Here is a 9,422-nt window from a genome sequence, read left to right as displayed (position 1 = left end):
GCCCGCCGTGCTGCGCGGCCGTGACGACATCCGCCGGCGTGCGGAGCCGGCCCGCGGCGCGCAGGAGCGCGAGCAGGACGACGACGATGATCTGATCGATGACCCGGTCGATGACTGGGCCGATGGCCCTGCGTCCCACCGGGCCGGTCATCGTCCGGCCGATGAGGTTGTGGCCCAGGACGAAGATCTGCCGCGCTGGACTGTTCCCGCGGCGCCTCAGCCCGGCTATCGCGCCGATACCGCCTCGCGCGTCGCGCATCCGGAGCCGTCCTTTACCATCGGCCGTGCCCGCGGCGACGTGCGCGACGAAGAGCGCGACGACGAATACGACAACGAGTACACCGACGAGCATCGGGACGATTACCGCGACGAATACGGCGACGATCCCGGCCCGGACCCCGAAGAATCCGGCGAACCAGTGCTGGGCGACACGCGCACGCGCTATTCCAGCGCAACCGACGTGGGCCGCGCGCCGCCTGAATTCCTCGACCAGGACCGCGAAGAGCGCCACGGCCTGCTGCGCAAGTTGTGGGGTTATGCCTGCCTGATCGGCCTGATCGCGCTGGGTCTGCAGTTGGTATATGCATACCGCACCGATATCGCCAACTCCGTGCCCATCCTGCGGCCGGTGCTGGAGACCGCGTGCCAGCCGCTGGGCTGCACCGTGGGGTATGCGCGCCGCTTGGAACTCATCCACATTCTCTCATCGTCGCTGCAGCCGCCGACCGGCGCCGCAGCGATCGACGACGGCCGCAGCCGCCTGGTGCTGACGGTGGATCTGATCAACCGCCACAGCAAGCCGCAGCATTGGCCGGCGCTGGTGCTGAACTTGAACGATCTGTCCGACACGGTGGTGGTGCGCCGCGTGCTCAAGCCCGAAGACTATCTGACGCCTGAGCAACTGCGCGGTCCTTTCGCGCCCGAGGTCAAACTGAAGATCTCCGTGCCCATTGAAGTGACTGGCGTCCAGGTCAATGGCTTCCAACTCGATAAATTCTTTCCTTAAGGAATGACTAGCATGGCAACCCCAGTCCTGGTTTGCGGTTCGATGGCGTTCGACACCATCGCAGTGTTTGAAGGGCGTTTCAAGGAGCACATTCTTGCCGACCGCATCCAATCGCTGAGCGTGTCGTTCCTGGTGCCCAGCATGCGCAAGGAATACGGCGGCTGCTCCGGCAACATCGCCTACAACATGAATCTGTTGGGCGGCAAACCCGTGCCGGTGGCGACCGTGGGCGAAGACGCGGGCGAGTACATGGAGCGCATGGCCGGGTTGGGCATCGACGTCAGCCGCGTCAAGGTGATTCCGGACACGTTCACCGCGCAGTGCTTCATCACGACCGACCTGGACGACAACCAGATCACGGCCTTCCACCCCGGCGCCATGTCGCACGCGGCGGAAAACGATCTGAGCGACGCCGATGCGGCCTGGGCCATCGTTGCGCCCGACGCCAAGGAAGGCATGTTTGCCCACGCCGAGCGCCTGCATAAGCGTGGCATCCCGTTCATCTTCGACCTGGGCCAGGCCATGCCGCTGTTCGACGGCGCGGACCTGGAGCACATGCTCAAGTTGGCGCAGGCGCTGACGGTGAACGACTACGAAGCCGGCGTGGTGGAACAGCGCACGGGCCGCAGCATGGAAGACATCGCCCGCTCGCTGCAGGCCGTGGTGGTGACGCGCGGCGCGGAGGGCGCCACGCTGCTGACCGAGGGCAAGACCATCCAGATCGCGCCGGTGCGCGCGGCCCAGGTGGTGGACCCCACCGGCTGCGGCGACGCGCAGCGCGGCGGCCTGCTTTACGGCTTGACCAGCGGCTGGAGCTGGGAAGACAGCTGCCGCCTGGGCAACGTCATGGGCGCCATCAAGATCGCTTCGCGCGGACCGCAGAACCACGCGCCGTCGCGCACCGAGATCGACGCCGTGCTGCATGCGACCTACGGCATCCATCTGCCTGTCTGAACTCCTCGGGAACCCGGCAGTTGCGCCGTGGTCGAACCGTTGGAGAGGGGTTAAGGCGCCATGTTCCGGCGCCTTTCCCGGCCGGTTTTTTCAGCTTCTGGCGGTGCGTTTCAGTGTGTTGCAGCTGCGCTGGCCCCCGTTCCGGGCCGGGGTATGATGAGTACATCGTCGGCAATGGCCGATCGAGGAGTCCAAATGAATCAAAGCAAAACTTTTTCCTTGGTGACGCCGCGCGCGGGGCGCTGGCTGGCGATCGCCGCCGTCGTGACCTCGATGGCGGTCCTGGGCGGCTGCGCCAACCGCAGCGCGTCCAGCGGCGTCTACAGCTATGACCAGGCGCAGCGCGAGCAGATCGTCCGTACCGGCACGGTCACCGGCGTGCGTCCCATCGTGATCCAGAACGATAAGTCCAGCGGCGTCGGCATGGTTGCCGGCGGCGCGCTGGGCGGCGTGGCGGGTAACGCCATAGGCGGCGGCACCGGCCGCACCATCGCCACCGTGGGCGGCGTCATCCTGGGTGCGCTGGCGGGCAATGCCATCGAGAACCAGACCGGCAAGAACTCCGGCTACGAAATCACCGTGCGCCTGGACAACGGCGAAACCCGCGTCGTTGCGCAGGAAGCGGATGTGCCCATCAGCGTGGGCCAGCGCGTGCAGGTGATCAGCGGCTCGGGCCCGACCCGCGTCACGCCGATGTAAGCGCCAGTCCGGCGCCGCTCGCGGCGCGGCTGGACAAGAGCCCCCGTCAGGGGGCTTTTTTATTGTCGGCGGCCTTGTGGCCCATAACGGGGCGGCATAGGTACCGTTGCGCAAGCGTAAGATTCTGTCGCTCGGCCGCAACGCGGCGCCCGGGGATTTACCCGCGAACGTTACGTTTGCCAGCCTTTTCTCGCCATTTCCTCCATAAGTTCAATGGCGATTTCACGAACGTAGTGCCATGATTGCGCCTGCGATCGACGTCGCAGTGCGAAAATCATGTAACTGAGTGCATCTGAAACGTCGTTCGTGGGGGGCTGAGTTTTCAGCCCGGTTTCAGCCGTTTCTTTGTAATCTCGTCGTCCTGAATCCCGGGGCGGGGGATGTTTGGCCAATCAGGCCCGTAACGCCGCACTATCTATGCATACCGAGCAAGAACTCCACACCAGGATCGGCGAGATCGTCGAGTCGATCGTCATGAAGAAAGTCACCCCCGATACGCAGTTGATTGCCACCGGCCTGGTCGATTCGCTCGCCGCCGTGGACATCACGCTGGCGGTCGAGTCGGAGTACGGCTGCAGCATCCCGGCTCCCGAGATCGCGGAGCACCTACAGTCGGTCCGCACGCTTGCCGGCTATGTCGCTGCCCATACTTCGTAATACCCGGCTGTTGTCTCACGTCGCGGCTGCCGCGACGGCGGTGGCTCTGGCGGTGGGAACGTATTGCGGCGCGGACGATCTGCTCAGCCGCGTCGTGAATCCCATGTCGGCGCCTTCGGCCTTGGCGGCTGCCAAAAGCAACTACCTGCCCAACCTGGGGCCGGACTGGGGCACCCAGCACGTCAACCTGAACCGCCTGGGCAACGCCCTGAGCGACGGTACGCTGGTCGTGCTGGGATCGTCCGAATTGTCCAGCCACGACCTGCGTTTCGTGCCTTACCGCTTCTTTCCCGAAGAGCTGAAGGTGCCGACACTGGCCTATGGCCATGCCATGTTCCAGTCCTACGGCATCGTCAGCGTGCTGGAGTCGGTAGCGGATTCGCTCACGCCCAATACGCGGCTGGTGATCATGCTGTCGCCGGCCTGGTTCGCCTCGGGCGGGCAGTTGCCGCGCAGCGCGTTCGCCGAGCACGTCACCGGCCCGGTCTGGGACCGTCTCTGGGACCAGCCCAGCACGCGCGAGCAGATGCAGACCTGGATCAGCGACAACGCCAACTGGGGCCTGCTGTGGCTGATCGCAAATGGTCAGGTCGCGGAGCTGAAGGACAAGCTGGCGCTGTGGTGGCATGCGCGCAAGGAGCCGGCGCCCGACCGTCCGCGCAGCAAGCTGTCCGTGCCCGCGCACCGCTATGTGTCGTGGCCGGCGGCCGCGCGCCTCGATCAGGGCCAGTGGGGCCGTCTGACGTACCAGGCGCGCGCGGTCGAGCAGGACCTCGGCGGCCACAATCCCTACGATGTGCGCGACGATTACTACAAGCAGTACCTGGAGCCGCTGTATTCTCCGGCCCGCAATGAGTTCGCCGACGTCGATCCGATCACCCGCGCGGAACTCGGCGATCTGTCACGCGTGATGGCCTTGCTGCAGAAGCGCAAGGTTCGCGCCTACTTCGTCATCCAGCCCTTCAATCCCAAGCTCATCCTGGACGTGGAGCGTTTCGACCCGGTGGTGGCCGCCATCACGGGCATGTGCGAGCGCTATCAGATGGGCTGCCTGGATCTCTACAGCATTCCGTTCGAACCGGGCATGCTGCGCGACGACATGCACCTGGCTGAACTCGGCTGGGCCATGGCCGATCAAGGCATTGCGGAGTACTTTTCCCGATGAGCAAGATTCTTCCCGCGGCCGCGCCTGAGGCCGGCCATGCCGACGAAGCGCAGAATTCCCGCAAGGCGGCTGCCGCCTGGGGGCGCCGCTTCTTCTGGCACCTGTGCCTGTATATCGGCTTGATCCTGGTGTTTGTATTGCAGGCGCAGCCCACCACGGGCAGCGGCGGGCCGATAAAGGTCGAATTCCAGTACCAACAGTTCTGAGCCCGCCATGGAATTGTTTGCAAGCTTGAGTTTTTTCGGCGGCGCCCTGTGCGGCGGCCTGGGCCTGCTGGCCTACCGTTCCTTCGGCATGCCGTTCCGGATCGGCTACCGCCACATCATCGGCGTGATCTGCCTGGGCGTGTGGATGGCGGTGTTCTGGGCGCGGCCGTATCAACCCATCGCGTTGCTGGCCATTTCCGGCAGCGCGTTGTGGGCCGTGCGGCGCAACTACATCCCTACCTGGCTGGCCGTGATCATCACCATGACGCCGCTGCTGCTGGTGAAGACGGGCGTTTCGCACCTGGGCGCCATGCTGGGGCTGTCCTTCGCCACGTTCCGCGCCATCGATGTGCTGCTGTTCGCGCAACGCAACGAGCGCGTGTCGCCGCTGGACTACTTCATCTATCTGTTCTTCCCGCTGACGCTCCTGGCCGGGCCCATGTACCGCTGGCGCAATTTCCAGGCGGACCTGAAGCGCGGCTATGAAGGCGTGAACCTGAACACTTGGCTCAGCGGCCTGGAGCTCATCATGCTGGGCGTGATCCAGAAGTTCGGCGTGGCCGAACTGATCTGGCGCTACGGCCTGGCGACGCTGGACGCGCACGACTACTCGTTCACCGGCGTGGCGCTCAACGCCTCGCTTTACAGCGCCTATCTGTTCTTCGACTTCGCTGGCTATTCCACGATGGCGATCGGTATCGGCATGCTGTTCGGCTTTACCTTGCCGATCAACTTCCGCAATCCCCTGGCCACGCTCAACCCGCAGGATTTCTGGCGCCGCTGGCACATCAGCCTGTCGGAGTGGCTGCGCGACGTGGTGTTCATGCCCATCTACAAGGCGTTGAGCAAGACCAAGTTCTTTGGACGCCATCGCATGGCGGCGCAGAACATCGGCATCTTCGCGACCTTGCTGGCCATGGGCGTCTGGAACGGACTGTCGCTGCACTACATCGTCAGCGGCCTGATGTTCGGCGCGTATTCGGTAGGCCACAACCTGCTGATCAACGCCGCCCGCACCCGTCCGGCCCTGCAGGCCGCGCTGGCGCAACCCGTCATGCGCTTTCTTGGGCGCGTGCTCACCCTGATTCTGGCTGCGCTGGCGCTTTACGTGTTCAGCGGCCGCAGCCCCATCTGACGCCGGGAGTTTCGGCATGCGTTTCGATCTGAAGTCTTTCCAGTTCACTGATTGCGAGCGCGCGCCCGATGCGCCGGCCGTCGTTGCCGCCGACCGCAGCCTGAGCTGGGCGCAATTGCGCGACGAGGCCGGTGCCTGGGCCGAGGAGGCGCGCAGGCATGGCGCGGCGCCGGACGTGCCGCTGGCCATCTATGGCCACAAAGAGGCCTCGTTCTTCGTCGCCATGGTGGGAGCCCTGCTGATCGGGGCGCCGTTCGTGCCGGTGGACACCATCTATCCGCAAGAGCGCCTGCGCCGCATCGTCGAGATCGTTCGCGCCGCCGCCGTGTTCGATGCCGCCAGCGACAGCTTCACGCCCGGCGAGGGCGCGGTGCTGGCCGAGCGCGGCCTGGCCTACGTCATGTTCACGTCCGGCAGCACTGGCGATCCGAAGGGCGTGCAGATCGGCCGCGAAAGCGTCGGCCTGCTGGGCGACTGGATGCTGGGTAGCTTCGGCTTGGGCGAGGCGCCCGTGTTCATGAACCAGGCGCCGTTCAGCTTCGACCTGTCCATGTACGAAGTATTCGCCACCCTGGCCGCAGGGGGCTGCTGCGTGCTGAATGCGCGCGAGCAGATCGCCGCGCCGGCTGCCTGGATGGCCCGCCTGGCCGAACACGGCGTCACCGCCTGGGTGTCCACGCCGTCATTTGCGCACCAGCAGTTGGCCAACCGCGATTTCTCGCCAGTGGCCTTGCCCACGCTGCGTACTTTCCTGTTCTGTGGCGAGCCGCTACCGTCGGCGCTGGCCAAAAAGCTGCGCCAGCGCTTCCCGGACGCCGTCATCCTGAATACCTATGGCCCCACGGAAGCCACCGTGGCGACCACCTGGATCGAGGTCACCGACGCAGTCCTGGCTGCGCACGATCCGCTGCCGGTGGGGCATGCCAAGCCCGACAGCGTGTTGATCGTGGACGAAGGCGAGATCTGCATCGTGGGTGACCACGTCATGCGCGGTTATCTGAACCGCCCGGATTTGAATGAGGCCAAGCTTTACACCTACGCCGACGGCCGCCGTGCCTTTCGCACTGGCGACCTGGGCCAGATGGAGGGCGATGGCCTGCTGTTCTGCCGCGGCCGCATGGATGACCAGATCAAGCTGAACGGCTATCGCATCGAACTGGCCGAGATCGACGAGGCGCTGCACGGCCTGCCGGGTGTCGAGGGCGGTGCCTGCGCGGTGCTGCGCAGGCCCGACGGCACGGCGGTGCGCTTGATCGGATTCGTGGCGGGGGTGGCGGCTGAACAGGCGCCCTGCATGCTGGCGCCGGACGCGCTGGCGGGCTGGAAGGAGCGGTTGGCGCAGCGCCTGCCGCCTTACATGGTGCCGTCCGAGTTGGTGGCCTGTCCGGCGCTGCCCATGTCGAACAACCACAAGATCGACCGCAAGAAGCTGGTCGAGATCTACGCCGGCATTCCGGCGTAAGGCCCTGCGGGGCGGGGCGCCGCCCCGCCGCCTACAGGCCCATCATGCGCTGACTGAGGTTGGACAGCACCATCAGCAGCACCTGTGCGACGATCAGCAGCACCAGCGGCGAAAAGTCGATCGCGGTGCGTGGCAGCAGGCGGCGGATGGGGGCCAGCATGGGCGCGGTCAGCGCCTGCAGCAGCGGCATCATGGGCGCCATCGGGTTGACCCATGACAGCACCGCCTGGATCAGCGTCAGCCACACCACCAGGTTCAGCGCCCATTTGATGGCCATGATCAGGGCCGAGCCCATGGCTTTGGGCAGGTATTCCACTGGGATCAGCGCGCCGATCGCGACCAGCCAGACCAGCACCAGATAGATCAGCGCGGACAGCCATACGGCGACCAGGCTGGTCCAGTCGATCTTGTTGCCGGCGGGAATGATCTTGCGCAGGGGCATCACCAACCAGTTGGTGGCTTGATAGATGAAGCGCGACAAGGGATTGAAGGGGTGCAGCCGTATCGCGTGCATCCAGGCGCGAGCAATCAGCGCCGCGCCGAACAGCGTGAACACGATTTCGAGAAGGAAGCGCAAGATTTCATCGAGCATGGACACGGTCACCCTGAAAAAGAGGAGTCAATTGTCGCACGCCCAGGTGAAAAATCGCCTGCAGGCAGCGCGTGCTCGCAGTCCTCTGGGGAGGCCGGCCGATTCCGGGCCGGGCGGACATGAAAAAGCCGCCCGGCCTAGGCCAGGCGGCTCTGCGAAGCTAGCGCTTCGAACCGTCCTGATTAGGGACGGCCACCCGTCGGGAACGGCCACGACGCGGCGGGGTTCAGCGCGGTCTTCGCGCCCGGGGCGGCAGCCGTGGACGGCGGCGTTACGGGCTTCTTCGGAGCGGCTTTCTTCGCAGCGGGCTTCTTGGCGGCGGCAGGCTTCTTGGCTGCAGCAGGCTTGGCAGCAGCGGGAGCCTTCTTGGCAGCAGGGGCCTTTTTGGCAGCGGCCTTCTTGGCGGCAGGCGCCTTCTTGGCTACGGCCTTCTTGGCAACCGCCTTCTTGGCAGCAGGAGCCTTCTTGGCGACGGCCTTCTTGGCTACCGCTTTCTTGGCGACGGCCTTCTTGGCGACTGCCTTCTTGGCTACGGCTTTCTTGGCGACGGCCTTCTTGGCAACCGCCTTCTTGGCGACAGCCTTCTTGGCGACGGCCTTCTTGGCGACGACCTTCTTGGCTACCGCTTTCTTGGCGACGGCCTTCTTGGCTACGGCTTTCTTGGCTACCGCTTTCTTGGCGGCGACCTTCTTGACTGCCGGCTTCTTGGCGGCAACCTTCTTCACTGCCGGCTTCTTGGCAGCGACTTTCTTGACGGCTACCTTCTTGACGGCAGCTTTCTTGGCCGGTGCGGCCTTCTTCGCTACTGCCTTCTTGGCGGCGGGCTTCTTCACCGCTTTCTTTACGGCTTTCTTGGCTGTTGCCATGGTCATGCTCCTTAGGTTCAGGGGTCCCAGAACTTAAACCCGTGCCCCGATCCGCCAACGGCGCATCGTGCCCGGGCTATTCATCGGCGCAAGCCGCTGTTCTGTGCGAGCAACAGCTACTACGGTTTGCGCTAATGAATTCGGCACAGCCATTTGATATGGCCCCCGCTCCTATGGCGCGAGCCATTTCAAATGGCGCCGGCAGGCGACCTGATCACAGGCCGCCGACCGCTTGTTCTACGTGTTCGATATGCCCCCACGCCGCGCCTTCGGCTTGCTGCCCCCCGAAGGGGTGCGTTTTGCCTTGGGGCGGCCCGGCGACAAAACACCCTGACCAGGGAGAACATCATCAAGCCTGTCGCGAACGCGACGCTCCTTGCATCTGGAGCGTGCCCGCGCCGGGCCTGATGACGTACTGCTTTTACTCCCAGCTCAGCGTGCCACCGGTTTGGTATTCGATCACGCGAGTTTCAAAAAAGTTGCGTTCCTTCTTAAGGTCGATCATTTCCGCCATCCACGGGAAGGGATTCTCTTCCTGGGGGTACAGCGGTTCGATACCGATTTGCTGGCAACGACGGTTGGCGATGAAGCGCAGGTAGGATTTGAACATAGGTGCGTTCAAGCCCAACACGCCGCGCGGCATCGTGTCTTCGGCGTAAGCGTATTCGAGTTCGACCGCT

General features: G+C 64.7%; 11 protein-coding genes. 8 read left to right on the top strand and 3 right to left on the bottom strand.

Features of this window, described 5'->3' with window-relative positions:
- The 8 genes from VIR09_RS06475 to VIR09_RS06440 form a co-directional block, all read left to right on the top strand.
- Positions 1 to 1,006: DUF3426 domain-containing protein (locus VIR09_RS06475; RefSeq protein WP_332012121.1), on the top strand; the 1,006-nt coding region annotated here is incomplete at its 5' end.
- A gap of 12 nt (positions 1,007 to 1,018) precedes the next feature.
- Positions 1,019 to 1,960, top strand: a complete 942-nt coding sequence (locus VIR09_RS06470) for a carbohydrate kinase family protein (protein ID WP_332012120.1) — start codon at positions 1,019 to 1,021, stop codon at positions 1,958 to 1,960.
- 195 nt (positions 1,961 to 2,155) lie between these two features.
- Entirely contained in the window at positions 2,156 to 2,659 is a 504-nt protein-coding gene (locus VIR09_RS06465) for a glycine zipper 2TM domain-containing protein (protein ID WP_013391382.1), read from the top strand.
- A gap of 417 nt (positions 2,660 to 3,076) precedes the next feature.
- The gene (locus VIR09_RS06460) at positions 3,077 to 3,316 is read left to right on the top strand and encodes an acyl carrier protein (protein WP_332012119.1); all 240 of its coding nucleotides are present in this window, start codon (positions 3,077 to 3,079) and stop codon (positions 3,314 to 3,316) included.
- Complete coding sequence (locus VIR09_RS06455) at positions 3,294 to 4,481, top strand: D-alanyl-lipoteichoic acid biosynthesis protein DltD (protein ID WP_332012118.1); 1,188 nt, start codon at positions 3,294 to 3,296, stop codon at positions 4,479 to 4,481. The genes VIR09_RS06460 and VIR09_RS06455 overlap by 23 nt, the downstream gene beginning before the upstream one ends.
- The gene (locus tag VIR09_RS06450) at positions 4,478 to 4,687 is read left to right on the top strand and encodes a hypothetical protein (protein ID WP_332012122.1); all 210 of its coding nucleotides are present in this window, start codon (positions 4,478 to 4,480) and stop codon (positions 4,685 to 4,687) included. The genes VIR09_RS06455 and VIR09_RS06450 overlap by 4 nt, the downstream gene beginning before the upstream one ends.
- Before the next feature lie 7 nt (positions 4,688 to 4,694).
- Positions 4,695 to 5,822: an MBOAT family O-acyltransferase gene (locus VIR09_RS06445; RefSeq protein WP_059379054.1), complete on the top strand. Its 1,128-nt coding sequence runs from the start codon at positions 4,695 to 4,697 to the stop codon at positions 5,820 to 5,822.
- Between the two features lie 16 nt (positions 5,823 to 5,838).
- Positions 5,839 to 7,284, top strand: coding sequence for a D-alanine--poly(phosphoribitol) ligase (locus tag VIR09_RS06440; RefSeq protein WP_332012117.1), 1,446 nt, complete (start codon positions 5,839 to 5,841; stop codon positions 7,282 to 7,284).
- Positions 7,285 to 7,315: 31 nt separating this feature from the next.
- On the opposite strand, the gene VIR09_RS06435 is transcribed toward VIR09_RS06440, so the two are convergent.
- The 3 genes from VIR09_RS06435 to VIR09_RS06425 all read right to left on the bottom strand — a co-directional run.
- Positions 7,316 to 7,876, bottom strand: coding sequence for a YggT family protein (locus VIR09_RS06435; RefSeq protein WP_332012116.1), 561 nt, complete (start codon positions 7,874 to 7,876; stop codon positions 7,316 to 7,318).
- Positions 7,877 to 8,058: 182 nt separating this feature from the next.
- Positions 8,059 to 8,742, bottom strand: a complete 684-nt coding sequence (locus VIR09_RS06430; protein WP_332012115.1) for a histone H1-like DNA-binding protein — start codon at positions 8,740 to 8,742, stop codon at positions 8,059 to 8,061.
- 421 nt (positions 8,743 to 9,163) lie between these two features.
- A partial coding sequence (locus VIR09_RS06425; RefSeq protein WP_332012114.1) for a ribonucleotide-diphosphate reductase subunit beta occupies positions 9,164 to 9,422 on the bottom strand: 259 nt, incomplete at its 5' end.

This window comes from Achromobacter sp. (assembly GCF_036567245.1).
Classification (GTDB): Bacteria; Pseudomonadota; Gammaproteobacteria; order Burkholderiales; family Burkholderiaceae_B; genus Achromobacter.
This window is presented reverse-complemented; position numbering and strand designations above follow the sequence as displayed.

What these genes read in the sequence shown, in the direction of transcription:
- VIR09_RS06470 (WP_332012120.1), top strand. Translation starts at nt 1,019, where the DNA reads ATGGCAACCCCAGTCCTGGTTTGCGGTTCGATGGCGTTCGACACCATC.
- VIR09_RS06465 (WP_013391382.1), top strand. Translation starts at nt 2,156, where the DNA reads ATGAATCAAAGCAAAACTTTTTCCTTGGTGACGCCGCGCGCGGGGCGC.
- VIR09_RS06460 (WP_332012119.1), top strand. Translation starts at nt 3,077, where the DNA reads ATGCATACCGAGCAAGAACTCCACACCAGGATCGGCGAGATCGTCGAG.
- VIR09_RS06455 (WP_332012118.1), top strand. Translation starts at nt 3,294, where the DNA reads ATGTCGCTGCCCATACTTCGTAATACCCGGCTGTTGTCTCACGTCGCG.
- VIR09_RS06450 (WP_332012122.1), top strand. Translation starts at nt 4,478, where the DNA reads ATGAGCAAGATTCTTCCCGCGGCCGCGCCTGAGGCCGGCCATGCCGAC.
- VIR09_RS06445 (WP_059379054.1), top strand. Translation starts at nt 4,695, where the DNA reads ATGGAATTGTTTGCAAGCTTGAGTTTTTTCGGCGGCGCCCTGTGCGGC.
- VIR09_RS06440 (WP_332012117.1), top strand. Translation starts at nt 5,839, where the DNA reads ATGCGTTTCGATCTGAAGTCTTTCCAGTTCACTGATTGCGAGCGCGCG.
- VIR09_RS06435 (WP_332012116.1), bottom strand. Translation starts at nt 7,876, where the DNA reads ATGCTCGATGAAATCTTGCGCTTCCTTCTCGAAATCGTGTTCACGCTG.
- VIR09_RS06430 (WP_332012115.1), bottom strand. Translation starts at nt 8,742, where the DNA reads ATGGCAACAGCCAAGAAAGCCGTAAAGAAAGCGGTGAAGAAGCCCGCC.